This is a genomic window from Arthrobacter nitrophenolicus, from assembly GCF_000332815.1.
Classification (GTDB): domain Bacteria; phylum Actinomycetota; class Actinomycetes; order Actinomycetales; family Micrococcaceae; genus Arthrobacter; species Arthrobacter nitrophenolicus.
This window is the reverse complement of record NZ_AOFD01000026.1, coordinates 1-25,592: the sequence shown is the minus strand read 5'-3', so window position 1 is coordinate 25,592 and position 25,592 is coordinate 1. Positions and strand designations below refer to the sequence as shown.

The 25,592-nt window shown below is 66.0% G+C and carries 15 protein-coding genes, 7 pseudogenes and 1 riboswitch; of the genes and pseudogenes, 13 read left to right on the top strand and 9 right to left on the bottom strand.

Annotation, left to right across the window (positions count from 1 at the left end):
- Positions 1-49: 49 nt before the first annotated feature.
- From G205_RS11000 to glyA, 5 genes and pseudogenes are all read right to left on the bottom strand, one after another.
- The gene (locus G205_RS11000; RefSeq protein ID WP_009358018.1) at positions 50-892 is read right to left on the bottom strand and encodes an ABC transporter permease; all 843 of its coding nucleotides are present in this window, start codon (positions 890-892) and stop codon (positions 50-52) included.
- Positions 889-1,749: an ABC transporter permease gene (locus tag G205_RS10995; RefSeq protein WP_009358017.1), complete on the bottom strand. Its 861-nt coding sequence runs from the start codon at positions 1,747-1,749 to the stop codon at positions 889-891. Before G205_RS10995 ends, G205_RS11000 begins: the two co-directional genes overlap by 4 nt.
- Complete coding sequence (locus tag G205_RS10990; protein WP_009358016.1) at positions 1,742-2,719, bottom strand: ABC transporter ATP-binding protein; 978 nt, start codon at positions 2,717-2,719, stop codon at positions 1,742-1,744. The genes G205_RS10995 and G205_RS10990 overlap by 8 nt, the downstream gene beginning before the upstream one ends.
- A gap of 131 nt (positions 2,720-2,850) precedes the next feature.
- Positions 2,851-3,751: pseudogene (locus G205_RS10985) on the bottom strand (bifunctional methylenetetrahydrofolate dehydrogenase/methenyltetrahydrofolate cyclohydrolase).
- A gap of 3 nt (positions 3,752-3,754) precedes the next feature.
- Positions 3,755-5,053 carry a serine hydroxymethyltransferase gene (gene glyA / locus G205_RS10980; RefSeq protein ID WP_009358015.1) on the bottom strand — a complete coding sequence of 433 codons (1,299 nt, stop codon included), beginning with the start codon at positions 5,051-5,053 and terminating at the stop codon, positions 3,755-3,757.
- A 149-nt stretch (positions 5,054-5,202) separates the two neighbouring features.
- Positions 5,203-5,288, bottom strand: a riboswitch (ZMP/ZTP riboswitch).
- Positions 5,289-5,331: 43 nt separating this feature from the next.
- Here glyA and purU point away from each other — a divergent pair.
- The 3 genes from purU (at position 5,332) to G205_RS10965 (ending at position 7,496) form a co-directional block, all read left to right on the top strand.
- On the top strand, positions 5,332-6,192 hold the full coding sequence (purU, locus tag G205_RS10975) for a formyltetrahydrofolate deformylase (RefSeq protein WP_009358014.1): 861 nt from the start codon (positions 5,332-5,334) through the stop codon (positions 6,190-6,192).
- 151 nt (positions 6,193-6,343) lie between these two features.
- Entirely contained in the window at positions 6,344-6,913 is a 570-nt protein-coding gene (locus G205_RS10970; protein ID WP_009358013.1) for a class I SAM-dependent methyltransferase, read from the top strand.
- A gap of 61 nt (positions 6,914-6,974) precedes the next feature.
- Positions 6,975-7,496 carry a gamma carbonic anhydrase family protein gene (locus tag G205_RS10965; protein WP_009358012.1) on the top strand — a complete coding sequence of 174 codons (522 nt, stop codon included), beginning with the start codon at positions 6,975-6,977 and terminating at the stop codon, positions 7,494-7,496.
- A gap of 6 nt (positions 7,497-7,502) precedes the next feature.
- On the opposite strand, the pseudogene G205_RS10960 reads toward G205_RS10965, so the two are convergent.
- Positions 7,503-9,237: pseudogene (locus G205_RS10960) on the bottom strand (flavin monoamine oxidase family protein).
- A 51-nt stretch (positions 9,238-9,288) separates the two neighbouring features.
- Positions 9,289-10,796, bottom strand: a pseudogene (locus tag G205_RS10955) (amino acid permease).
- 108 nt (positions 10,797-10,904) lie between these two features.
- On the opposite strand from G205_RS10955, the pseudogene G205_RS10950 reads away from it, so the two are divergent.
- Positions 10,905-12,586, top strand: a pseudogene (locus G205_RS10950) (PucR family transcriptional regulator ligand-binding domain-containing protein).
- On the opposite strand, the gene G205_RS10945 reads toward G205_RS10950, so the two are convergent.
- Entirely contained in the window at positions 12,583-13,377 is a 795-nt protein-coding gene (locus G205_RS10945; RefSeq protein ID WP_009358011.1) for a nitrilase-related carbon-nitrogen hydrolase, read from the bottom strand. The pseudogene G205_RS10950 and the gene G205_RS10945 sit on opposite strands and share 4 nt — an antisense overlap.
- 202 nt (positions 13,378-13,579) lie before the next feature.
- Here G205_RS10945 and G205_RS10940 point away from each other — a divergent pair, with 202 nt between their 5' ends.
- The 4 genes and pseudogenes from G205_RS10940 to G205_RS10925 all read left to right on the top strand — a co-directional run bounded on the left by G205_RS10940 (position 13,580) and on the right by G205_RS10925 (position 18,938).
- Positions 13,580-14,770: an ROK family transcriptional regulator gene (locus tag G205_RS10940; RefSeq protein ID WP_009358010.1), complete on the top strand. Its 1,191-nt coding sequence runs from the start codon at positions 13,580-13,582 to the stop codon at positions 14,768-14,770.
- 131 nt (positions 14,771-14,901) lie between these two features.
- Positions 14,902-16,463: pseudogene (mmsA, locus tag G205_RS10935) on the top strand (multiple monosaccharide ABC transporter ATP-binding protein).
- Positions 16,464-16,508: 45 nt separating this feature from the next.
- Positions 16,509-17,792 carry a multiple monosaccharide ABC transporter permease gene (gene mmsB, locus G205_RS10930; RefSeq protein ID WP_009358007.1) on the top strand — a complete coding sequence of 428 codons (1,284 nt, stop codon included), beginning with the start codon at positions 16,509-16,511 and terminating at the stop codon, positions 17,790-17,792.
- 49 nt (positions 17,793-17,841) lie between these two features.
- Positions 17,842-18,938 (top strand): annotated as a pseudogene (locus tag G205_RS10925) (substrate-binding domain-containing protein).
- Between the two features lie 64 nt (positions 18,939-19,002).
- On the opposite strand, the gene G205_RS10920 reads toward G205_RS10925, so the two are convergent.
- The gene (locus tag G205_RS10920) at positions 19,003-20,433 is read right to left on the bottom strand and encodes a pectate lyase family protein (protein WP_235046868.1); all 1,431 of its coding nucleotides are present in this window, start codon (positions 20,431-20,433) and stop codon (positions 19,003-19,005) included.
- A gap of 309 nt (positions 20,434-20,742) precedes the next feature.
- On the opposite strand from G205_RS10920, the gene G205_RS10915 reads away from it, so the two are divergent.
- The 5 genes and pseudogenes from G205_RS10915 to G205_RS10895 form a co-directional block, all read left to right on the top strand.
- Entirely contained in the window at positions 20,743-22,167 is a 1,425-nt protein-coding gene (locus G205_RS10915) for an ABC transporter permease (protein WP_009358004.1), read from the top strand.
- A gap of 2 nt (positions 22,168-22,169) precedes the next feature.
- Positions 22,170-22,880: an ABC transporter ATP-binding protein gene (locus G205_RS10910; protein WP_009358003.1), complete on the top strand. Its 711-nt coding sequence runs from the start codon at positions 22,170-22,172 to the stop codon at positions 22,878-22,880.
- A 147-nt stretch (positions 22,881-23,027) separates the two neighbouring features.
- A complete protein-coding gene (locus G205_RS10905) occupies positions 23,028-24,098 on the top strand; it encodes a Gfo/Idh/MocA family protein (RefSeq protein ID WP_009358002.1) in 1,071 nt (356 codons plus the stop codon).
- Positions 24,099-25,020: 922 nt separating this feature from the next.
- A complete protein-coding gene (locus G205_RS22785) occupies positions 25,021-25,254 on the top strand; it encodes a hypothetical protein (protein ID WP_235046867.1) in 234 nt (77 codons plus the stop codon).
- A gap of 88 nt (positions 25,255-25,342) precedes the next feature.
- Positions 25,343-25,592 (top strand): annotated as a pseudogene (locus tag G205_RS10895) (cell wall anchor protein); the annotation flags it as partial.

The following is a 25,592-nucleotide window of genomic DNA, read 5'->3' as shown; positions in this document are numbered from 1 at the left end:
GCCCGCTTCCACCTCCGGCGAACAGCCCGCCCCTCCCTGCGGCCGGCCCCTATTTGAGGAACAGCTGCCGCAGGCGCAGGGTGGTCAGCAGCATGCCGACGGCGGTCATCGCCAGGTAGTAGCCAACGTGCAGCGGCGTTGCGGCCGTGAAGGTCCCCACGCTGATCTGGCGCAGCAGTTCCACCCCGTGCCAGAGCGGCATGGCCTGGATAAACCACTGGATGGGCTCCGGGTAGACGCTGAGCGGGTAGAACGTGGCGCTGAACAGGAACATGGGGAGCAGGATGAAGTTGATCCAGTCCATCTGCTGGAAGGTCTTCAGGAAGCTGGTGATGCCCATCCCCATGCTGGCGAATCCAAACGCGATGAGCACGGAGGCCGGGACCATCAGGAGCGCCCAGGGCGAGGTGATCAGCCCCATCACCCCCATGACGGCGGTGAAGCCGGTGGCGTAGAGCATCCCCCTCAGCAGCGCCAGGAAGATCTCGCCCAGGGCAACATCCAGCGGTCCCAGCGAGGTGTACAGCATGCCCTGGTACAGCTTGGCGAAGTGCATCTTGAAGAAGACGTTCCACGTGGAGTCGTACACCGCCCCGTTCATGGCCGAGACGGCGAGCAGGGCCGGAGCGATGTAGGCCGCATAGCTGATCTCGCCGCCGCCCGGGCCCTCCACCGTCCCCACGATGGCCCCCAGGCCCACACCCATCGACACCAGGAACAGGACCGGCTCGAAGAACCCGGACAGCATCACCAGCCAGTTGCTGCTCCGGGTGGCCATCAGCCCGCGCGAGATCACGGCTCTGGCGTTGCGTGAATAGAGCCTGCCGAAAGGCCTGTCGAGGGCTTCCTCGGTGGCGCTGCGCCCCGCCGCCGGAGGCACCGTCCGGCTCATTGGCCCAGCCTTGCCGCGAACCGGCGCCGGGTCAGCACCCAGCCCGCCACGGCGAGTGCGGCCAGGACCGCGACGTGCACCAGTGTCAGCAGCGGCGGTTCCTGGTAGCCGTAACTGGCCACGCGCCCGAGTTCGGTGCCGTGCCAGATGGGTGAGATCCAGCCGATCCAGCGGACGGCCAGCGGAAGTGTGTCCAGCGGAAAGAAGGTGCCGGAGAACAGGAACAGCGGCATCACGATCAGCCGCATCACCAGTGCGAACTGGCCCTTGTCCTCCGTGATGGACGCGGAATAGGCCATCAGCGGCAGCCCGAAGGCCAGCCCGGCGAGTGTTGCCACCAGAATGCCTGCCCATGCGCCGCCGGACGGGGCGGCGCCAAACAGCGCGACGGCGGCGAAGTAGACAGCGGACTGCAGGAGCAGTCGGAGCGTCACGGCCATGATGTGGCCCGCCGCGATCTGGGCCGGCGTCAGCGGGGACGCATGCGGGCCAAAGTAGGTCCGGCGCCACTTGAACCCGGCCATCACCGGGAAGGTGAACTCGTTGGCGGCCGTCATCACCGCGGCGGACACCAGCAGTGCCGGCGCGATGAAGGTCAGGTAGCTGACTCCCCCGAAAGCGGCGGCGCCCTGCCCGTCCACCAGCGTGGCAAGCCCTACCCCCATGGCGAAAAGGTAGGCCACCGGCTGGCCGACGCTGTACATCAGGATGGACCAGCCGTAGTTCTTCATGACCCGGAGCACTTGCTCGGCGAAGTAGAAGGCACCCCAGCAGCGGGCTTTCGCGGCGGCGACTGCAGGGCCGTGCGCCCGCAACGCGGGAGGGCTTGGCAGGCCCGGCAGCCCCTGCTCAGTCAACGAGGCTCCTGCCTGTCAGCCGAAGGAAGACGTCCTCCAGTGATGACCTGCGGACCAGCGAGGTCAGCGGCCGCAGGCCGCGGGACGCTACCTGCTCAAGCGCGCCCTCGCCGTCGTCCGCGTAGATCAGCACCCGGTCCGGCAGCACCTCCAGCCGTTCCCCGATGCCGTCCAGCTCCGCGCCGATAGTGGCGTTCCGTTCCGATCCAAACCGCAGTTCCACCACCTCGCGGGTGGAATGTTCCCGGATGAGCCTGGCCGGGGAACCTTCCGCCATGATGCGTCCCTTGTCCACCACGATGAGCCGGTCGCAGAGCTGCTCCGCCTCATCCATGTAGTGCGTGGTGAGGATCAGCGTGACGCCCTGTTCCTTGAGCCGGAACAGCCGGTCCCACAGGACGTGCCGGGCCTGCGGGTCCAGGCCTGTGGTGGGTTCGTCCAGCAGGAGGATGTGTGGTTCGTTGATGAGCGAACGGGCGATGGTCAGGCGCCGTTTCATGCCGCCGGAGAGGGCGTCCACCTTGGACTTTGCCTTGTCCGTCAGCTGCGCAAACTCCAGCAGTTCGTCGGCCTTGGGGCGCAGGTAGCTCATTGGCAGGCCAAAGTAGCGCCCATACACGATGAGGTTGTCCCGGACGCGCAGTTCCTCGTCAAGGTTGTCCTGCTGCGGCACCACCCCCAGATGCGCCCGCACTTCGGGCCCGGAGGAATCCGGGTCCAGGCCCATGATGTTGAGGCTGCCGGAGGTGCGCCCGGTGACCCCGCCGATCATCTTCATGGTGGTGGACTTGCCCGCACCGTTGGGGCCCAGCAGGCCGAAGGACTCGCCTGCCGGCACGGTGAACGAGATGCCGTCCACCGCCACCACGTCGCCGTACCTTTTGGTCAGGTTTTCGGCCGCGATGACCGTGCCGCGCGGCGGCGGGCTGCCGGCACGCGTTCCGGCAGGCAGGATGGCTTCGTTGTGCACCCTCCGCAGACTAGTGGAGGGCCCGGGGATGTGGAAGGGGACTTGCAGTTCCGTTTAAACGCCCGACGGCGGCACGGCGCCTTTCGCGGAAAGGTGGCGTGCCGCCGTCGGGCGTTTGGGGAAGCGGAAGACTAGCTGGCAATGCCTGCCTGGCGTTCCGCAGCTTCCACCACGTTGGTCATCAGCAGCGCCACGGTCATGGGACCCACCCCGCCGGGGTTCGGCGAGATCCAGCCCGCCACCTCGGCAGCGGCCGGATCAATGTCGCCGTAGACCTTGCTCTTGCCCGTTTCGGGATCGGTTTCCCGAGTGACCCCGACGTCCAGCAGGGCCGCGCCCGGCTTGACGTCCAAGGCTTTGACGATGTGCTTCACGCCTGCGGCGCCCACGATCACGTCCGCCTGCCGGAGCAGCTCCGAGAGGTTGGTGGTGCCGGTGTGCGTCAGGGTGACCGTGGCGTTGACGTCCCGGCGCGTGAGCAGCAGCCCGATGGACCGGCCGATCGTGACGCCGCGCCCCACCACCACCACGTGCTTGCCCGCAAGGCTGTAGCCGTTGCGCTCCAGCAGCTCGATCACGCCGCGGGGCGTGCAGGGCAGCGGCGAGGTGATCTCGCTGTTGACGTTGAGCACCAGGCGGCCAAGGTTGGTGGGGTGCAGGCCGTCCGCGTCCTTGGCGGGGTCGATGCGTTCCAGGATGCATCGGTGTCCAAATGCTTGGGCAGGGGCAGCTGCACGATGTACCCGTGGCAGGCGGGATCCGCATTGAGTTCATCAATGAGGCTTCAACCTGCGCCTGGGTTGCATCTGCCGGAAGCTCGCGCTGGATCGAATTCATCCCGATCTGCACAGACTGCTTGTGCTTCATGGAGACGTACAGCTGCGAAGCCGGGTCCGCGCCCACCAGCACAGTGGCGATGCCGGGAACGACGCCCTTGGCCTTGAGTGCGGCCACGCGTTCGGTCAGCTCGGCCTTGATGGCAGCGGCGGTAGCCTTGCCGTCGAGGATCTGTGCAGTTGTGGTTTCAGGCATGGGTCACCACTGCTCGTGCTGCGGGTAGAGCGGGAAGTCCGCTGCCAGCTTGTCGACGCGCGCCTGCAGGGCTTCGACGTCGGCGCTGCTGCCGGCCTTCAGTGCGGTGGCGATGATCTCGGCAACCTCGGTGAATTCGGCTGCGCCGAATCCGCGGGTGGCCAGCGCCGGGGTACCGATCCGGAGGCCGGAGGTGACCATCGGCGGGCGGGGGTCGAACGGCACGGCGTTGCGGTTGACGGTGATGCCCACCGAGTGCAGGAGGTCCTCGGCCTGCTGGCCGTCCAGCTGGGAGTTGCGCAGGTCCACCAGGACCAGGTGCACGTCGGTGCCGCCGGTCAGGACGGAGACGCCGGCCTCGGCGACGTCGGCCTGGTTCAGGCGGTCAGCGATGATCCTGGCGCCTTCCAGGACACGCTCCTGGCGCTCCTTGAATTCCTGCGTGCCGGCGATCTTGAAGGCCACGGCCTTGGCAGCGATGACGTGCATCAGCGGCCCGCCCTGCTGGCCGGGGAAAACGTTGGAGTTCAGCTTCTTGGCCCACTGCTCCTTGGCCAGGATCACACCGGAGCGCGGACCCGCCAGGGTCTTGTGCACGGTGGAGGTGACCACGTCGGAGTACGGGACCGGGCTCGGGTGCAGGCCGGCGGCGACGAGGCCGGCGAAGTGCGCCATGTCCGTCCAGAGCAGCGCGCCCACTTCGTCCGCGATGGAGCGGAAGGCTGCGAAGTCCAGGTGGCGCGGGTAGGCGGACCAGCCGGCGATGATGACCTGCGGCTTTTCCTTGATGGCCTGTTCGCGGAGCTTGTCCATGTCCACGCGGAAGGTGTCTTCCTCCACCTGGTAGGCCGCTACCTCGTAGAGCTTGCCGGAGAAGTTCAGCTTCATGCCGTGGGTCAGGTGGCCGCCGTGGGCCAGGGACAGGCCCAGGATCTTGTCGCCGGGGGTGATCATGGCGGAGAGTGCTGCGGCATTGGCCTGCGCACCGGAGTGCGGCTGGACGTTGGCGTACTCGGCGCCGAACAGGGCCTTGACCCGGTCGATGGCCAGCTGCTCTGCGACGTCAACGTACTCGCAGCCGCCGTAGTAGCGGCGGCCCGGGTAGCCTTCGGCGTACTTGTTGGTGAGGACGGAGCCCTGGGCTTCCATCACGGCGCGGGGCGCGAAGTTTTCGGAGGCAATCATCTCCAGGGTGCCGCGCTGGCGGCCAAGCTCCTGGTCCAGGACTGCGGCGATTTCGGGATCCAGCTCGGCCAGCGGCTGGTTGCTGACGGCTGTGGTTGAGGTGGCTGTGGTAGTCACGGGGAACTCCTGGCTAGGGATTGGGCACTGCTTAGGTCAGGCTACCGGCTGGCGCGTCTTCGCACCGCGTTGATGAACGGGCGTGAAAGCGCGGGGGCATGGCGCTGCAGCACTGGACGCAGTGCAGCCCCACCCTCCGGCAAAACATGACCCTCGGCCCAGGCGTACGATCCGTGGTCTTCGTGATTGCCGCTCCCTGGTGGTTAGCCACCCAACGCCAGTTGCGACCCTTCCAGCCTACCAAAACCGGCGCCCGCCGCGCGGGTAGGCTTGTACGCGTGAGTGAACAGCAGCTGAACCAAGCGTATGTATTGACCCTGTCCTGCCCGGACCGCCCCGGAATCGTCCACGCCGTGGCAGGTGCCCTGCTGGTCGCAGGCTGCAACATCCTGGACTCGCAGCAGTACGGCAGCCCCGCCACAGGGAACTTCTTCATGCGCGTGGAAGTGACGACGGCGGCGTCCGCGGCCGAGCTGCGTGCGGCGCTTGAGCCGGTTGCTGAGGCCTTCGGCATGCAGTGGGGCCTGCACGCCGTGGGCCAGAAGGTGCGGACCCTGGTCATGGCCAGCACGTCAGCCCACTGCCTGAACGACCTTCTGTTCCAGCAGCGTTCCGGCACCCTGCCGATAGAGATTCCGGCCATTGTCTCCAACCACCAGGACCTGGCCGGGTTGGCCGGCTTCTACGGCATCCCGTTCCACTACATTCCGGTGACCAAGGACACCAAGGTCCAGGCCGAGGACAAGCTGCGGGCGCTGATCGCCGAGCATGACATCGAACTGACGGTCCTGGCCCGTTACATGCAGATCCTCTCCGATGAGCTTTGCACCGAGCTGACGGGCAAGGCCATCAACATCCACCATTCCTTCCTGCCGTCCTTCAAGGGCGCCAGGCCGTACCACCAGGCCCACGCGCGCGGCGTGAAGCTGATCGGCGCAACAGCACACTACGTGACAGCTGCCTTGGACGAGGGCCCCATCATCGAGCAGGAAGTCATCCGCGTGGACCATGCCCGCACCGCCGAGCAGTTCGTGCAGATGGGCCGCGATGTTGAGGGCCGCACCCTGGTCCAGGCGGTGCAGTGGCACGCTGAGCACCGGGTGCTGCTGGACGGCAACCGGACGGTGGTTTTCAACTAGCCGGTTTCCAACTAGCTCCGGAACCAGCCGTCCGGCTTTAGGCTGAAGCCATGGCTGACGCACCGGGGCACGCGGACCATGAGGCTGACCTCGCCCTGTTCTATGACCGGCAGGCCCCGCTCCGCAACACCCGGCTGGCACGCCCCACCGGGTGGAATGCCGGGAGTGGTTCATCCGGCTGCTCAAGGGCGAACACCGGCAGTCCGTTTTCGAACTCGGGTGCGGCACCGGCGTGGAGGGACTTGAGTTTGTCCGTGCCGGCCTGCACTACTGCGGCGTGGACCTGTCCGGGGAAAGCGTCCGCCTTGCCGCCGCCAAGGGGTTGAATGCCCGTGTTGCCAGCGGGCGGAGCCTGCCGTTTCCGGACGGCTCCTTTGCCGCAGGCTGGACCATGAGCACGCTGCTGCACGTGCCCAACACCCTCATCCACGAGGTGGCCGGCGAGCTGGTCCGGGTGTGTGCGCCCGGCTCGCCCATCGCCGTCGGACTGTGGTCCGGGGACGATGAGGAGGTCCTGAACCCGGAAGACGATGAGGAGCCGCGCCGGTTCTTCAGCCGCCGGAGCGACGCTTCCGTCCGGGGGATCTTCGGCGAACACGGCCAGGTGGAACACTTCCGCACCTGGCCGGAGGGAACAGGGGACGAGTCGGGGCCGGGGCGGGGCGCCTGGACGCAGCACTACCAGTTCCTGGTCTTCCGCACCCCGGGCTCCCCCGCCTGACCCGCCGGTCACATTGGGCCGGGGGCAGCAGCCGCACCCGGGAGTGGCCTAGGGTGTTGCCATGGCTCCCCTGTACCCTTTCGCCGGCAGCAGCCCGGCAGTCCATGAATCAGCTTTCGTTGCTCCCACGGCGTCCATCATCGGCAACGCCAGCCTGGGCGCGGACGCCAGCGCCTTTTACGGCGTCTCCGTGCGGGCGGACACCGCCGCCATTTCGGTGGGCGCGGGCAGCAACCTGCAGGACAACGTGGTGCTGCACGCCGATCCCGGCTTCCCCTGCACGGTGGGCGAACGCGTCAGCGTGGGGCACGCCGCCGTCGTGCATGGCTGCACGGTGGAGGACGACTGCCTGATCGGCATGGGCGCCACCGTCCTCAACGGCGCGGTGATCGGCGCCGGCTCGCTGGTGGCGGCCGGCGCCGTGGTCCTGGAAGGAACCGTGGTCCCGCCCCGCTCGCTCGTGGCGGGCGTTCCGGGAAAGGTGCGCCGTGAACTCACCGACGAGGAGTACGACGGCGTGCGCGCCAATGCTGCCCGGTACGTGGAGCTCGCGGCAAAGCACCGGGAGCTTCACGCCCCATAGAACACGTCAGTCCAGGCTGATCGGGCCGATCGCGTCCAGCAGTTCGCCCGGGCCGGGGTTGGCAGGCGCCGAGGAGCCGCCAGGTGGTTCACCACGCCCCACACTGCATTCAGGCCCGTGGTGACCGCGCCTTCGGCCCAGCCGGCGGTGAAGGACACATCGTCGCCGGCCAGGAAGATGCCGCGCTGGGATTCCGGCAGCCGGTCCTGCTTGAAGTGGGTGAACAGCCGCTGCTGGTAGCGGTACTGGCCGGGCAGGTTGGCCTTGAAGGCGCCCATGAAGTTGGGGTCCGCCTCCCAGGACACGGTGATCGGCTGGCCCACGATGTGGCTGGCGATGTCCACGCCCGGTAGATCTGCTCCAGCGAGTGGAGCATCAGTTCCACGCGCTCATCAGCGTCCAGGGCGAGCCATTTCAGCGCATCATCATTCCAGGTGTAGGAAAGCAGGATGACTGCTGGCTGGTCCGGGCCGTTGTCCAGGAGATACGTGGCGCGGTTGAGCCGGTCGGTCAGGGTCATGGACAGGACCTCGTTGCCCGTCTCCGGGTCGATGTCCTTCCAGAACGGCCGGTCCACCATCACGAACGTCTTGGACGACTGCATATAGTGCGAGCGCTCGATGGCGGTCCACAGCTCCGCCGGGAACAGCGCCTCCTCGGTGTGGATCCGGGTGGACAGCAGCCAGGACTGGCACGTTGTCACCACCGCCGGGTAGCTGGCTTCGCGGCCCCACCGTTCGCGGACCCGCAGGTTGCCGTCCTGGTCGCGGCTGATCTTGCCCACGGCGCCGCGGGGCGAGCCGGAGTGCAGTGACGCCAGCGACGTGCCCTCGGGCCAGTGCCTCATGCCCGACGGCGCGTGCTGCCACAGTGCCTCGGGCAGCCGCTGCGCTCCCCCGCGGATGAGCCGGTGCTGGTCGTCCGCGTCCGTGTACACCACCCGCAGGATCTCCAGGATGGAGTTGGGGAAGTCGGTGTCCCAGCCGCCGGTGCCGAAGCCCACCTGCCCGAAGGCCTCGCGGTGCGCGAAGCCTGCCTTTTTAAAGGACTCGCTCGCTGCGATGAACCCGTAGAACGTTTGCTCGTCCATCAGCGGCAGCAGCTCGTTCCACAGCTCCTTGATCCGGGCCGTATCCCGTGCACGGATGGCGTCCTGCATCTGCGCGAACTTCGCGCCGTCGTTCACTGCCGACTTCCAGGCGTCCGCAACCTCGCGGAAGAAGGCCGGAAGGTCGGTGGGCTTTTCGGCGTAGTGCTTCTTGCCCGCGAGCTCGATCACGGTGCTGGAGGTGGCCGCGGCCAGCGGGTTGGGGAAATCCTGGGTCTCCAGGCCCAGCAGGTCGACGTAGTGGTAGAACGCCCTGCCGGAGACCGGGAACCGCATGCCGCCCAGGTCCGCCACCACGCCGGGGGCAGCGGGGAAGGCGGCGGTGCGGAGCCGCCCGCCGATCTGGTCCGCCTCGTAGACCACCGGGCGCAGGCCCAGCTTCATCAGCTCATACGCCGTCACCAGGCCGGACAGGCCGGCGCCAATGACCGCAACCTCGGTGCCCAGCATGTCCTCCGGCACCGATCCCAGGCCGTCCGGGTGTGCCAGGTAGTGGTCGTAGCTGAACGGGAAGTCCGGATTGAGCATGGTGATGGGCGCGGTTTGCTCTTCCGGGCGCCGGCTGGCGCCTTCCTCCGTCAACGTGGAGGTGCTGGACGGGTCGGAGGCCGGAAGTTCGGTGGCGATGGTCATGGAAGGTCTGCCTTTTGTTGGTTCGGGGCGTCGGTACGTGGCTGGGAGCGGTCAGGGCTTGCTGGTGAGGGACATGGCGGACAATTCACGGTATTCCCCCTCATCCAGGGCCGCCACCCTGGAGTTGCGCCGTCCGTAGGCGAGGTAGGCGGCGAGGCCCACCAGCATCCACACGGCAAAGGTCACCCAGGTGTCCGCGCCGAGGTTGGCCATCAGGTAGCCGCACATCAGGCGCCAAGGATGGGGGTGAGCGGGAACAGCGGGACCCGGAAGGTGCGTTCCAGTTCGGGCCGCGTCCGGCGGAGGTAGATGACCGCCACATTCACCAGTGCGAAAGCGAACAGGGTACCGATGCTGGTGGCGTCAGCGAGCGAACCCAGCGGCACCAGTCCGGCGGTCAGCGCGACGGCGATGCCCACCAGCAGGGTTCCGGCAACGGGGGTGCCGGTGCGGCGGGAGACGCGGCCGAAGACGGCAGGGATGAGGCCGTCGCGGGACATGGACAGCAGGATGCGGGTCTGGCCGTAGAGGACCGTCAGGACAATGCTGGCGATGGCCAGGACAGCGCCGACGGCGAAGACCAGGGCAATCCAGGGCTGGCCGGTGGTCTCCTCCAGGATCTTCACCAGGGCGGCCTCGGTGCCGTCGAACCAGCCCCACGGGCGGGCACCGATCGCGGCCACTGCCACCAGCACGTAGATGGTGGTGACGATCAGCATGGAGAGCATGATGGCGCGCGGCAGGTCGCGCTTGGGATTGCGGGCTTCCTCGCCGGCGGTGGAGGCGGCGTCGAAGCCGATGTAGGAGAAGAAGACGCGGGACGCGGCGGCGGAAACACCGGCAGCGCCCATCGGCAACAGGGGTTCGAAGTTGCCTGCGTTGAAGGCAGTGAAGGCGACGGCGCAGAAGAAAAGCAGGATGCCTACCTTGACCACCACGATGGCGGTGTTGATCCAGGCACTTTCCTTGGCGCCGCGGACCAGCAGGACGGTGGCCAGCACCACGATGACCATTGCGGGAATGTTGACCATGCCGCCGTCGCCCGGAGGCTGCGAAAGGGCGTCCGGCAGCGCTGTGCCGAACACAGCCAGGCTCTCGTTCACGTACTGACCGGCGCCAACGGCCACGGCAGCTACGGACACCGCGTATTCAAGGACCAGGCACCAGCCACAGATCCATGCCATGCCCTCGCCCATGGTGGCGTACGTGTAGGAGTAGCTGGAGCCGGACACGGGCACCAGGCCGGCCATTTCCGCGTACGATACCGCGGACAACAGCGCGGCGAGCCCCGCGATCGCAAACGAGATCCAGATGGCGGGACCGGCCAGCGGCACGGATTCACCCAGGATGACCAGGATGCCCGTGCCCAGCGTCGCGCCCACGGAGATCATGGTCAGCTGCAGGACGCCGAAGCTGCGGACGAGGCGGGGTCCGCCCTGGCCGGCCTCGGCCTCGTTGACCATCTGCGCGATGGGCTTGCGGCGCAGCAGCTGCGCTCCAAGGGTGGGCCGGGCGGCCGCGCGGGCAGGTACCTGGCCCGAAAGTGTAGGCACAGTCATCGTTGACGTCCGTTCGTGTCGTTGAATGGTTGGACTGGTTTCCCCTCCCCCAGCGTAGGGGTGTGAGCCGCATCTCAAGCTGTGCAAAATGACCTATAGTCTTCACTCATGAGACGCAATGCACCAGCAAGCGAGTCTGCTTCCGCGGGACTTCCGGCCCTGGACGCCGTGACGCTGAACCAGTTCCTTGCCTCGCTGCCTGCGGGCGTGGCCATGCTGCACGATGCCGGCAACGGCCATACTCCCCTGCGGTGGGTTGAGCCCAGCGAGCTTGAAGACCCCACGCCGTATCTGCTTGACGGCGAGTTCGTGCTGACCGCCGGACTGCCTTTCCGGCGCAGCGTCAACGGCGCCGGTCACGACGCCGGAACGGGCCCCGGTGGCGAGGTAGCCGCAGCGGGTGCAGCCGTCGCCGACGCGTACGTCCGCCGCCTCGTCGCCGCGGGCGTCGCGGCGCTGGGGTTCGGCCTTGAGCCGTACTTCGACGAAGTGCCCGCTGATGTCTTGGCGGCCTGCCGCAACCACGGCCTGACGCTGGTGGCGGTACCCGCCAGCATCCCGTTCGCCGCGCTGGGACTCGAGTTCTCCAAGCTGCTCGAGTCAGGGAACGCCCAGGTATTCCGCCAGCTCGCCGAGACCAACCGCCACCTCATGCGGGCGGTCCTGTCGCCCCGCCCGGAGCACGAGTTGCTGGCGGCCCTGGCGCAGCGGGTTCCGGCCTGGGCCGTCCTGGTTGGCGCGGACGGCAGGGTACGCGCCCGCGCCGGTACCGCCGTCGAACTTTCCACGCTCCAGCCGCTGCTCAAAAGGCTCCTCGCGGGCAGCGGCCCGCGGGTGGAAACTGAAGCCTTTGACGTTCCGGGGTCAGCGCTGGTGTTCGGCCACCCGCTGCGGAGCACCAGGGATGCCACCCTGGGCGGCCTGCTGCTCGGCACGGACAAGCCGCTGACCCCCGCACAGAACAACGTAGTCTCCTCGGTGGTGGGCCTCCTGGAACTCCTGGTCCGGCAGCGGACCAGCGGTTCCCTGGCGCCCAGCCAGCTGGCCACGGCGTTGCTCCTGCATCCGGAAAGCATTGCAGGGGCCAGCACCACCGGCTGAACACCCTGCGGGACCTGCTGGCGCAGAGCGTCGGGGGCACCCGGAGCGGGCTGGTCCGGGTGGTGCAGGGCATCCGGCCCAAAGCAGCGGCTGCGGCCGACGGTCCCGTGCGCGAACTGCTGCAATGGCGGCGGCTGTTCGACACAAAAATGGTGGAACTCACCGACTACGGCTTCGCCGCCGTGACCCGGCTTAAGGTTGACGACCAACTGCTGGCCGAGGTGGAGCAGCTGGGCTGGCGTCTGGTGGTGGGCGGCGCCGCGGAACTGCCAGCCCTTGCCGCTGCCTACCGCAGCGCGTCGGCTTTGCGTCCCCGGGTCCAGGCTACGGGGACCACCGTCCGCGAAGAGGAACTGACCTGGTCTGTCACCGGCCTGCTGGGCGGTGAGGCAGGCGGCATGCTGGCCTCCCGCCTGCTGGCGCCCGTTCTTGGGCAGGAGCCGGAGCGCCGCGAAGCCCAGCTCCAGGTCCTCCGCGCATGGCTGGGCGCCAATGGCAACTGGGACGCGACAGCCAAGGACACGGGTCTGCACCGGAACAGCGTCCGCCGGCAGATCAACGCCCTGGCGGAAATCCTGGATGTGGACCTGGCGCAGGCCGGAACGCGGGCGGAGCTGTGGATCGCCCTGCAGTTTGCCGATTCCGCAGCGATAACCGGCGCAGCGCCGGACAACGGTACAGGTGCTTAGTCTTCCCAGGCGCGGTAGACGTCCGGGCGGCGCTCGTCCAGGTAGGGCACGGCGGCGCGCTCACGTTTTGCCGCTTCTCCATCCACGTCGGCGAAGAGCAACTGCGGCCCTTCCCCGGCTGCGGCGAGCAGCTTCCCGTCCGGGCCGGCGATGACGCTGCCGCCGAGGAACCTGCAGCCGTCCTCCACTCCGGAGTGGTTGGCGTAGGCGACGGTCAGCTGGCTTTCGAGTGCCCTGGCCCGGAGCAGCACTTGGGGCACGTCGTCGAACCCGTGGGCCAGCGCCGTGGGCACCAGCAGCAGCTCGGCGCCGCCGGCCGCCGCGGCCCGCACGGCTTCCGGGAATTCCACGTCGTAGCAGATGACCATGGACGTGGGGATTCCCTGGAAGTCCACCACGGCGGGACGCTCTGCTGCCGGACTGAAGGCCGCACGCTCGTCCGGTCCAAACAGATGGACTTTTCCATACTCCAGCAACACCTCCCCGTTCGCGTCCAGCAGGGTGGCGCTGATCTGCCAGTCCCCCTCGGCCATGACACGCGGAAGGCTGTAGACCAGCCCGATGCCGTGGCGGCGGGCGGTGGCGGCAAGTGTTGCGCGCAGCGTGGGGAGGACTTCCGGATCCAGCCCGGACCGCAGTTTGCGCGGGGCATACCCCACCGGGAAAAGCTCCGGGGTGAGCAGCACCCGGGCTCCGGCCGCTGCCGCTTCCCGGGCGGCGGCATCGATGACGGCGCAGTTGGCCTCAGGATCAAGGACTGCAGAGTTGGCCTGCAGAAGTGCCAGCAGCACCGCTACCACCTTCCATCGTTGGAGCGGCCGCCTGGTGGGCCGCTCCTCCCAGCGTAGCCAGAGGATGCGCCGGCGGGCCGGGGCCATTTGCACCGCGGGACGAACGTTCACGGCCGGATCGTCCCGGTTCAGGCAACGAGGGCTGCGGACTGATGCGTTAACTTCTTGACGCCAAGACCGGGAATAGGGCAATCTTCTTAGCATGTCCGCAACCCCGCGCTCAACGAGGAGCAAGCCCAAAAATCCGGGTTCCCAGTCCGCCCTGCGGCAGCTGAACCAGCAGCGGATCATCGAGAGCCTGATGGGCGGTCCTTCCACGCAGGCAGAGCTTGCCCGGCAGACGGGCCTCTCCACCGCAACGGTGTCCAACATCGTCAAAATCATGCTCGACTCGGGCCTGGCATCCACGGAACCGATCACCAGTTCCGGCCGCCGGGCACTTAACGTCCGGCTCAACAGCAACGGTGCCGTGGCGGTCGGGATCGACTTCGGCCGCCGGCATCTGCGGGTGGTCCTGGCCTCCCTCAGCTACCACATCATCGCCGAGGAATCGGTCATGCTTCCCCTCGGCCACCAGGCTGAGGAAGGGATCCAGGCCGCCGTCGTCCTCCTGGACAAACTGTTGCAGGACAGCGGCATTGAACGGTCCGCCGTAGTGGGTGCCGGCGTCGGAATTCCGGGGCCCATCGACCGCCGGACCGGGACCGTGGCGCAGGGGGCCATCCTTCCCGAATGGGTGGGAATCAACATCCTCCAGCATCTTGAGGAAACCTTGAGAATCCCCGTGTTCGTTGACAATGACGCCAATCTGGGAGCGTGGTCAGAGGTCACCTGGGGACAGCACACAGGGGTCAGCAACCTGATGTTCCTGAAGATCGGTTCGGGCATCGGCGCGGGGCTGATCCTCAACGGCGCCCCCTACTACGGGAACGTTGGGATCACCGGTGAAATAGGCCACGCCACCATCCACGAGCAGGGCCTCGTCTGCCGCTGCGGGAACCGGGGATGCCTGGAAACCATCGCCTCCACCACCACCATGATCGAGCTTCTGAGCCGCGGCGAGGACAGGCCCCTGACGCCGGCCGACATCGTCCGGAAGGCCCTGAACCGGGACCCGGCGACGCTGCGGGTGGTGGACGATGCGGGCCTGTCCGTGGGCCGCGCACTGGGGAACGTGGCCAACCTGATCAACCCCGAGGTGATCGTGGTGGGCGGACCCCTGGCGGGCCTGGGTGACCTGCTGCTGGACCCGATCCGCCGCGGCCTGGTGCGGCATGCGGTGCCGGTGATTGGTGAGACCACCACCCTCACCATGTCCTCCCTCGGGGACCGTGCTGAAGCGCTCGGCGCGGCAGCACTCGTCTTCCAGCACGCTGGAATCAGGAAAACCTAGACCGTTTCGTTATCCGGCAATTGCGTTCAAGACTTGACGACAACAGCTGTGATCCAGTTTACTTTTTCATCAGACGGCCCTGCGCTTTGCCGGCCGGACAAAGAAGTCATTGCATTGGAGGGTTAGGGCTTATGACGTCCCAGGCCACGCAAAACGAACCGATCATCCTCGAGATGCGGTCCATCACCAAGGAATTCCCAGGCGTCAAAGCCTGGACAACGTAAGCCTGCGGGTGAAGGCGGGCGAGATCCACGCGATCTGCGGTGAGAACGGCGCCGGCAAGTCCACCCTGATGAAGGTCCTTTCGGGTGTTTATCCCTATGGGAGCTACGACGGCGACATCGTCTACCAGGGGCAGGTCCAGCAGTTCCGGGACATCCGGGCCAGCGAGCACGCCGGCATCGTGATCATCCACCAGGAGCTGGCACTGATCCCGGAACTCTCCATCATGGAGAACATCTTCCTGGGCAACGAACCCACCAAGCGCGGCATCATCGACTGGGCCGAAGCACGGCTCCGGTCCCTGGACCTGCTGGCCCGGGTGGGCCTCCGGGAAGACCCGGACACCCCCATCAAGGAAATCGGCGTCGGCAAGCAGCAGCTCGTGGAAATCGCCAAGGCGCTGAACAAGTCCGTGAAGATCCTCATCCTGGACGAGCCCACTGCCGCGCTCAACGAGTCCGACTCCCAGCACCTGCTGGACCTGATGCTCGGCCTCAAAGCCAAGGGCATCACCAGCATCATCATCTCCCACAAGCTCAACGAGATCGAGCAGATCGCAGACTCCATCACCATCATCCGGGACGGCAAATCCATCGAAACGCTGGACGTCAAGGCCGACGGCGTGGATGAGGACCGCATCATCAAAGGGATGGTGGGCCGTACCCTCGAGTCCCGGTTCCCGGACCACACCCCCAAGATCGGCGAGGTGTTCTTCGAGGTCAAGAACTGGACCGTGGGGCACCCCAATGTGCAGGACCGGCTGGTCTGCAAGAACTCCAGCTTCTTCGTCCGCCGGGGTGAAATCGTCGGGTTCGCCGGGCTCATGGGCGCGGGCCGCACCGAGCTTGCCCGCTCCGTATTCGGCCGCTCCTACGGCCGGTTCATCAGCGGCCAGATCTACAAGGACGGCAAGGAAATCACCCTCAAGTCCGTCCGCCAGGCCATCGACGCCGGGCTGGGCTACGTCACCGAGGACCGCAAGTCCCTGGGGCTGAACCTGCTGGATGACATCAAAACCACCACGGTATCGGCCAACCTGCGGAAGATCAGCCGCAATTACGTGGTGGACCCCAACCAGGAATTCACGGTGGCCGAGCAGTACCGCAAGTCGTTGCGCACCAAGACCCCGTCCGTGGAGGAAGGCGTTGCCAAGCTCTCCGGCGGCAACCAGCAGAAAGTGGTCCTGGCCAAGTGGATGTTCACCGACCCGGACCTGCTGATCCTTGACGAACCCACCCGCGGCATCGACGTTGGCGCCAAGTACGAGATCTACGGCATCATCCAGCAACTCGCCAACCAGGGTAAGGGGGTCATTGTCATCTCCTCGGAACTCCCCGAACTCCTGGGCCTGTCCGACCGTATCTACACCATCTTCGAAGGCGCCATCACGGGCGTCCTGAACAAAGACGAGGCCAGCCAGGAAAGCCTGATGAAACTGATGACCTCAGCACGAAAAGCCGAAGCCGCCTGACCCTCTGGATCATCCCAGAACCTTCCGGACACAAGGACTGACACCATGAACGCCCTCAAGAAGCTGTTTGGCGGCAACACCCGCCAATTCGGCATGATCTTCGCCCTGGTGGCACTGATCGTCTTCTTCCAGATCGCCACCGACGGCCGGACCCTCACCCCCGGCAACGTCATCAACCTTTTCAACGGCAACTCCTACATCCTGATCCTGGCCATCGGCATGGTCCTGGTCATTATCGCCGGCCACATCGACCTCTCTGTCGGGTCCGTGGCAGCGTTCGTGGGCGTCACCGTGGCCCTGGCCATCCGCGACTGGGGCATTCCCTGGTATGCCGGCGTCCTGCTCGGGCTGCTGCTGGGTGCACTGATCGGTGCATGGCAAGGCTGGTGGACGGCCTACGTGGGCATTCCCGCCTTCATCGTCACGCTGGCAGGCATGCTCCTGTTCCGCGGCTTCAACCAGTTCGTCGGCAAATCCAACACCATCCCGGTCCCCAACGACTTCCAGTACCTGGGCGCCGGCTACCTGCCCGAAGTCGGCCCCGACACCGGCTACAACAACCTCACCCTCCTGCTGGGCATCGCCGCCGCCGCGTTCGTTGTATGGGGCGAACTCCGCTCCCGGGCCCGCGCCAAAGCCCTCGGCGCCGAAGTCCCGGAAATGTGGGTCACCGCACTGAAGCTCGTCCTGATCGCCGCCGCCATCCTGTACGCCACCTACCTCTTCGCCACCGGCCGGCCCGGCACCTCCTTCCCCATCCCCGGCCTCATCCTGGCCGTCCTGGTGCTGATCTACGGCTTCATCTCCTCCCGCACCATCCTCGGCCGCCACGTCTACGCAGTGGGCGGCAACCGGCACGCGGCCGAGCTGTCCGGCGTCCAGTCCAAGAAGGTCAACTTCCTGGTCATGATGAACATGTCCATCCTCGCCGGCCTGGCAGGCATGATCTTCGTCGGCCGGTCCACCGCCTCCGGACCGTTCGACGGCGTCGGCTGGGAACTTGACGCCATCGCCGCAGTCTTCATCGGCGGCGCCGCCGTCACCGGCGGTGTGGGCACCGTGGTCGGATCCATTATTGGTGGCCTGGTCATGGCCGTCCTGAACAACGGCCTGCAACTGCTGGGCGTCGGCGCCGACCTCACCCAGATCATCAAGGGCCTGGTGCTCCTGATCGCCGTCGCCTTCGACGTCTACAACAAGAGCCAGGGCAAGAAGTCCATCATCGGCCTTCTGATGAGGAACTCCGGCCGCTCCTCCGGCGGCCCCAGCAACCCCATCCAGCCCGACGAAACCACCTCCACCAAAGAAGCCATCGCCCGGGAAGCCTGAGCCTTAAAGCCTGAATAGCGTTTCACCACAAAGAGAAAGAGAACCAACAATGCGAATGTTTGGTAAAGCAGGAAAGGCCGCAGCGGTAGCTGCCATCGCAGCACTGGCGCTGACGGGCTGCGGCCGCTCCGAGACCACAACCGGCGGCGGGACCGAAGGCGCCGGGGGGTTCGAACAGGACTCCTCCATCGGCGTCGCGCTTCCGCAGAAGACCAGCGAGAACTGGGTCCTTGCGGAGAAGCTGTTCAACGACGGCCTTAGCGAGGCAGGGTTCAAGCCTGACGTGCAGTTCGCCAACGGCGGTGTATCCGAACAGCAGAACCAGATCAGCGCCATGGTCACCAAGGGTGCCAAGGTCATCATTGTGGGCGCCATTGACGGCTCGCAGCTGGGCACCCAGCTCAAGCAGGCCAAGGACGCCGGCGCCACGATTATCGCTTACGACCGCCTGCTGCTGAACACCGAGAACGTGGACTACTACGTGGCCTACGACAACTTCAAGGTGGGCGAGCTCCAGGGCCAGGCCCTGCTGGAAGGCCTCAAAGCCAAGAAGCCGTCCGGCCCCTACAACATCGAGCTGTTCGCTGGCTCCCCGGATGACGCCAACGCCAAGGTCTTCTTCGACGGCGCCATGAGCGTCCTGAAGCCGAAGATCGACGACGGCACCCTCAAGGTCGTCTCGGGCCAGACCAGCTTCGAGCAGGCTGTGACCCAGGGCTGGAAGGCTGAGAACGCCCAGCGCCGCGCTGACACGCTGCTGACCGGCAGCTACACCAGCGAGTCGCTGGACGGCGTCCTCTCCCCCAACGACACCCTGGCCCGCGCAGTCCTGACCTCCGTCAAGGCCGCCGGCAAGCCGCTTCCGGTTGTCACCGGGCAAGACTCCGAGGTTGAGTCGGTCAAGTCGATCATGGCCGGCGAGCAGTACTCCACCATCAACAAGGACACCCGAAAGCTCGTGGAGCACGCCATCACCATGGTGAAGGACCTCCAGGCCGGCAAGGAACTGGAGATCAACGATCCCAACTCCTACAACAACGGTGTCAAGACTGTCCCGGCATACCTGCTGGAGCCGGTTATCGTCACGGCCGAGAACGTGAAGACCGCCTACGTCGCGATCCGGTTCTCGAACCCATCACCAAGTAATTCACTCCGGAAAAGCCCGGTCCTCCTTTTCGGAGGGCCGGGCTTTTCTTATGTCGCAGGTGATTTAGCGCTTGACAGCCAGCACTCCCGGGCCCGTGAACTGCAGGGCGTGGTTCCGCACTGCCTGCGGGGTAGTGAACGCCTTGTAGCGGTAGGCATCCGCCGGGTCCCAGCCGACGTCGGTGGTGAACTCCCACCCGGTCCAGTCAGGGGCGGCGGTGCCGGATGATTCCGCTTCCGCGAGCGCCTCCGCCCGGTTCTGTTCGAAGGAGGCCCTCGCCGCGGCATTCAGGTCCGCGGCCTCCCCGTTGAACCAGGAACCGGTATCGCTGAAGCGGTGCCCGTTGTAGCTGCTCACCATGATGGTCGGATCAGCTCCGGGCCCCGTGTAGTCGAAGGCGTTGCCCTCGGAGAAGATCCGTGACTCGTAGCCGGCGCCCAGGAAGTAGCTGTTGCCGCCCTGGCCTTCACTCACCATGGGGTATTGCGGATGGTCAGTGCTCCCCACAAAGTAATTGTTCAGGACGTGGACCTGGCCGAAACGCACACGCGGTCCGCGCTGCTGGATGTTCTCGAAGTGGTTGCCGATGTAACTGACGCGCAGCTTGCCGCCGTCCTTGTCCACGTGCTCGTCACCGGAGCCCAGGAGCATGGTCTTGTCGTGGTTGGTGAGTTTGCTGTTGGAGATGGTGACGTAGTCGGTGCCGTCCTTGAGATCCAGCAGGCCGTCGTGCCGGTTGGCCGGCTTGCCGTTCGGTCCAACCGGCGCTTCGCTGTCGGGGTACCGGCCGTCAGTCAGCCGCACGTGGTCAATCCACAGGTGGTTGGACGTTACGGAGGAGACGGCGTCGAACCGGGCGTTCCAGGCCCCGTCCCCGTCATCGGGCGACCACGTGCTGAAGAAATCCACCGGAGCTTCCACGCTGAGGTTGCGCATCACCACGTTCGTGGCGCTCAGGATCACGATGTTCGCGCCCACAAAACCGGAGTCGGCGCCCAGCCCGATCACCGTGGTGTTGCTGGGGATACTCACCTCGATCTGCCGCTTCATGTTGTTGCTGCCGGTTTGCCGCAACTGCCTTTGCTTCTTGCAGTATTCGAAAGTCTGGTCGCTCCACATTTTTCCGTCAGGCCCGAAACAGGAGATGTATTTATTGATGTCGTAGCCAGCGGCGTAGTCCTGCTCGCCAAGGATCCGGCCGTCCGCTGCCTGGTTGCCGTTGATGGTTCCGTTGATATAGATGATCTTGGGCGCCGTCGGCTGGCCGTTGTTGGCCAGCGCCGACTTGAGATCTGCCAACGTCTCCACCTCATACCGATTTTCCGCCGGCGCGCCTGCACCGCCGTTTGTCCCGCGTCCGACGGCGGCCCAACCAGTAGGTGCCGCATCATCAGGCCGGATGGTCCCGCCGCCTGTAGGAGCCGGGCTGGCAGTTCCGGGAACTGCAACGGACAACCCGGCAACGAGCGCCAGTGCCGAGGCAGCGGCTGCCATTCCTGCAGTCCGTCGGAGCCTGCTGGGGGTGGAAGTGCCTGTCTTATCGCGTTTCAGGGACGTCATCGGCCTTATTTCCGGCATGCCAAATAAACCACATGCCTTGCTGGGTGTGGATAAAGATAAACATTGATGACCGCTGAGAAATCGGTTTCTCAGCGGTGCTTCATTCTTACGTGCGCTGTCACCCGGGTGTCAAGGGCATTTCACAGCTGAAACATAGGTCCGGCCCGATGCCCGCACAGGCTGCCTAACAACTGTGGAGCTTGAAAGCGGGCCCGCCGGCCTGCACCGATTCCTAGGAGTACAGTGAGCGTCCTTGCCCGCAGTGTTGGCAATGCCTTCAGAAACAAGGTTCGAACGGCTGCCGTCGTGGCAGTCCTGGCAGTCGCCATCGGTTTGGCCCTGGCCATGCTTGTGGCCAACCAGGCCGTCGGAGCCAAGGTCCAGGAGCTGAATGCCTCGGTGGGTACGGTGCTCACCGTGAACCCGGCAGGCGGCCAAGGGTTCGAGGGCGGCGGCGAGCCCCTGACCAGCGAGCAGGCAGCAACCGCTACTGCCGTCCCCAACGTCAGTGCCGTTGTCGGGATTTCCTCCCTTCGGCTGCGAAACGCGGCCGAAGCTGCGGCACAGGCAGCCGGTGGTCAGACTGGCCCCGGTGGCGGCCAGGGCGTATCCGGTGGACAGGCCGCGGCAACGCTGACCACGAGCCTCACGGCCGCCGTCGACGCCGGGACACTGGGCAACCGCAACCAGGCCGCCAACGGCACCACGGGCACCACAGCAACCCAGCCAGTCCGTTCGCTGCCCATCACCGCAACAGGTATCGGCGCGGAGGTTGACACCACTGGAAAGGCGCTGGCCATCACCGAAGGCAACGGCCTGGGCGACTACAACGCCGAGTCCACCAATGCGCTGCTCGGCACCACGCTCGCGGAGAAGAACGGACTGGCCGTCGGATCCACCTTCACCATCAACGACCAGACCTACACGGTGGCCGGCCTGTTTGACGCCGGGACGACCTTCGGAAATAACGCCGTCTACGTCACGCTCCCCACGGCGCAGACCCTCGCAGGCCTCCCCGGTGAACTTTCAAGCATGATCGTCACCGTCGACTCACTCGAACACGTCGAGGCAGCCAAGGCCGCCCTCCAGGAGGCACTCGGCACGGATAAGGCGGACGTCACCCAGGGCCAGAACCTTGAAACTGCCGTCAGCTCCCTGGACAGCGTCAAGAACATCTCCTATATCGCGTTCATTGCCGCTTTGGGCACGGCGGGCCTGATCATCCTGCTCATCATGGTCATGCTGGTCCGCGAGCGCCGCCGGGAAATCGGAGTGCTCAAGGCGATCGGCGCACCCAACCGCACCATCGGCCTCCAGTTCGTCCTTGAAGCCCTCGTCCTCGCCGCGCTGGGCAGTGCAGCGGGTGCTGTCATCGCCGCGTTTGCCAGCAGCGGCATCGCCTCGGCCCTGATCTCAACCAACACCACCACGACGGCGGCCGCCACCACCGGCCGGGGCATGCCCGGAGGCACCGGCTTCCCTGGGGGCGGCCCGGGAGGCCCGTTCGGCGGGGCTTCACAGCTGCTGACTTCGGTCACGGCAAGCGCCTCCCCCGACGTTATCGTCGCCGGCATCGCGGCCGTGTTCGGCGTTGCCACCATCGGCGCGCTTGTTCCGGCCCTGCTCACCGCACGTATCCGGCCCATCGAAGTCCTGCGAGGAGAATAACCATGATTGAAGTCAAGAACCTGGTCCGCACCTTCAACTCCGGTGACCGCACCATCAAGCCAGTAAACGATGTCAGCTTCGAACTGGAGCAGGGGACCCTTGCCTCCATCGTGGGTAAGAGCGGCAGCGGAAAAAGCACCCTGTTGTCCCTCCTGGGCGCGCTGGACAAGCCCACCAGCGGAGACGTCGCAGTAAACGGCGTCAGCCTGGCCAGCATGCCGGACGCGAAGCTGACCCAGTACCGGCGCCGGGACATCGGCTTCGTGTTCCAGCAGTTCAATCTGATCCCCAACCTGTCCGCCGTGGATAACGTCATGCTGCCCATGGAGTTCGCCGGGATGAGGAAGGCGGCCAGGCTGCAGCGCGCCAAAGAGCTGCTGGAACAGGTGCAGCTGGTCCCGGAAAAGCATGACCGGCGGATCAACCGGCTCTCCGGCGGCGAACAGCAGCGCGTGGCGATTGCCCGGGCCCTCGCCAATGAGCCCAAGCTCATTCTGGCGGACGAACCCACCGGCAACCTGGACGAACAGACCGGCGACCACATCATCGAACTGCTCAGTGCGCTGTGCCGCGACCACAACACCACCATCCTGGTGGTCACGCATGACCGGGCCCTGGCGAACAAGACCGACCGCCGCTTCCGGCTGCAGCAGGGCAGGCTGACGGAGGAACCGGTCCGGAACCGGGCCACCGCGGCGGCAGCCCCCGTCTAAGCCGCAGGCCGCGAGCGGACGGGGAGGGCCGGCGTCGGGCCCTCCCCGCCAACGCCCGCTCACTTTTAGCACCCAATTCCCCAACGCCCGCTCACTTACAGCGGATAGACAGCAAACCCCTGCGCACTGCTGTGACAGGATTGGGCCATGACCGCGCCCATCGCCACGCCGTGGCTGTCCAACCAGCCCAACACAGACCCCCGCTCCGCCACCGGGAACTCCCTGCGCTGGGGAATCATTGCCACCGGCGGCATTGCCCGGTCGGTGGCCCAGGACCTTGCCCTGCTGGGGGACGCGGAACTGTACGCTGTCAGTTCCCGCGGACAGGAGACTGCAGATGCCTTCGCCGCAGCCTATGGCGTCTCCACGGCGTACGGGGACGACGACGGCGTGCACGGCTACCAGCGACTGCTCGCCGACGAGGCGGTGGACGTCGTCTATGTCGCCACGCCCCATGCCCAGCACCACCAGATTGTCCTCGCAGCCCTCAACGCCGGCAAGCACGTCCTCTGCGAAAAGGCCTTCACTGTCAATGCGCGCGAAGCCAGGGAGCTCATCGACGTCGCCAGGAGCCGCAACCTGTTCCTGATGGAGGCGGTCTGGAGCCGCTTCCTGCCGGGCATGCAGCGGGCATTCGAAATCGCGGCCTCCGGCGAGCTCGGAGACCTTCACTGGGTGTCGGCCGACCTCGGCTTCCCCGCCCCCTACTCCCCCACCTCCCGCCTCTGGGCGCGCGGGGACGGCGGCGGAGCGCTCCTGGACATTTCGGTCTACCCCCTCCTGTGGGCGCTGGGAACCCTTGGCTTTCCGCAGACGGTCAGCGCCATGGGCGTCGTCAACGACGACGGCGTGGACGCCCAAAATGCGATGACCCTTGGCTACAGCCACGGCGCACAGGTACAACTCACCTCGTCGCTGTTGTCCCACGGGCCACGGACCGCCACCGTGGCCGGCAACCTCGGCTTCCTGCAAAGCGTCGGATCCATCAACAACCCCCACAAACTGAGCATTGTCACGGGCCGTTCCGACCACAGGACCGAGACCTTCGACGTCGTGGGCAAGGGCTACACCTATGAGTTGCGCGAGGTGACGCGCTGCATCCAGCAGGGCCTCACCGAAAGCCCCGTCATGCCTCTCGAGGATTCTTTGAACGTCATGCGCTTGTTTGACGGCGTGCGTGCCCAGCTCGGCGTCAGCTACCCGAATGACAGCCACTGAAGGGCATGACTAAGCAGTCAAGATCCTCATGACTCATACGCCTGTTTTTCATGCGGAATCAATTGCATGACGGACTTAAATGCCCCTGTGATGATGAGGCCTGTGAATGTTTTGATTTTGTCGATTTGTTTTAGAAGTCCCTAGACTTTCTGCAATATCCGGTCTTACGCTATAGGCATCGTCGAATGCAGCAGTACTGGGGGTGGTACGCATGGGTGAATCTCGTTCACCGTGGCGTGCCCTGCGGCCGGTCCTTCTTGCTGGTGCCGCTGCCTTTACCTGGCTGACATTCTCGGCCACGTCGGCCTCTGCAGACCTGCTTCCGGACACGTCATCCCTGTTGGGGGGCGTCACTAGCTCTACGCAGTCGGTGACGGAGAATCTTGTGCCGGTAGTGCCCGCACCGCCTGTCCAGGCCCCCGCCGCACCACCTGCGGCCGGCCTGCTGCAACCCGTGGCGGAGCAGGTCTCAACTGTGGCGGATAACCTCGTAGCATCTGTACCGGTAGTTAACCAGGTTGTCCCGGCCGGCACCGTTACTGCAATTTCCGAGCCCGTCGCGCAGATTGCAGACGGCGCAACCTCGGCCGTGGTGGAGACTGTTGTCCCGCCGGTCGTGGCGACTCTCCCTGTGCTTGAGCCGGTCGTGCAGCCAGTCGCGGATGTCGTGACCGGCGCTGCTCCGCTTCCTGTTCCAGTTCCAGAACTGGCCGAGGTGGCGTCCGCGGAACCGGCAGCGGACGTTCTTCAGGCCGTTCCCGCAGATACCGGAATTGAATCTGCAGTAACCGATGCGGCGTTTGCCGGTGACCTGTCTGCTAACGCTGCTCCAGCCCTGTTTACAGCAGCAACTCCTGGCACGGACGCAACTACTCTTGCGCGCTCATCCGCCGGTCCACCGGCCGGGCAAGCTTTGCCCGCCATGAGCGGTGACCAGTCCGAAACGACGGATGGCTCGCCGCACCCTGCCCAGGTCCCGGCTGCGCCCGGTTCGGGCACCGGCAGCGGCGCTTCCTCCGCCAATTCCGCGGGCTCGGCCGCATGGCTGAACACCTTCAACTTCAACATTCCTGATGCTGGCCCGGTACGCGCCGGCGAGGCTTCCGAGCACGCTCCCGCACCGGTGTCCTTCGACCCCGGTTCTTCTCCTGACTAGTTGAGTCCACCCTGCCCTTTTGGGCAGTACGTGGCCATACGGGCAGCTCACTGCCGCCCGAACCTCAACTCTTTCAGGAGACATCACCATGAGTTCCAACCTTCGCAGGGGGCTGCTCGGCAGCCTCTTTGCCGGCGGGCTCCTAGCCCTCGGCTGCACCGCGGCAAACGCTGCGGACACCACCAGCGGATCGGATCTTTCCGCCTCCGCCCTCATCTCGGCGGCGGCGTCCGCTGACACGACGTCGTTGGGCCTGCTGGGTGACCCAACGCCGTCCGACTCAACGGACGTCGCCGCCGTAGCAGATGCCGCCGTCGTAGCGGACGTCGCCGTCGGCC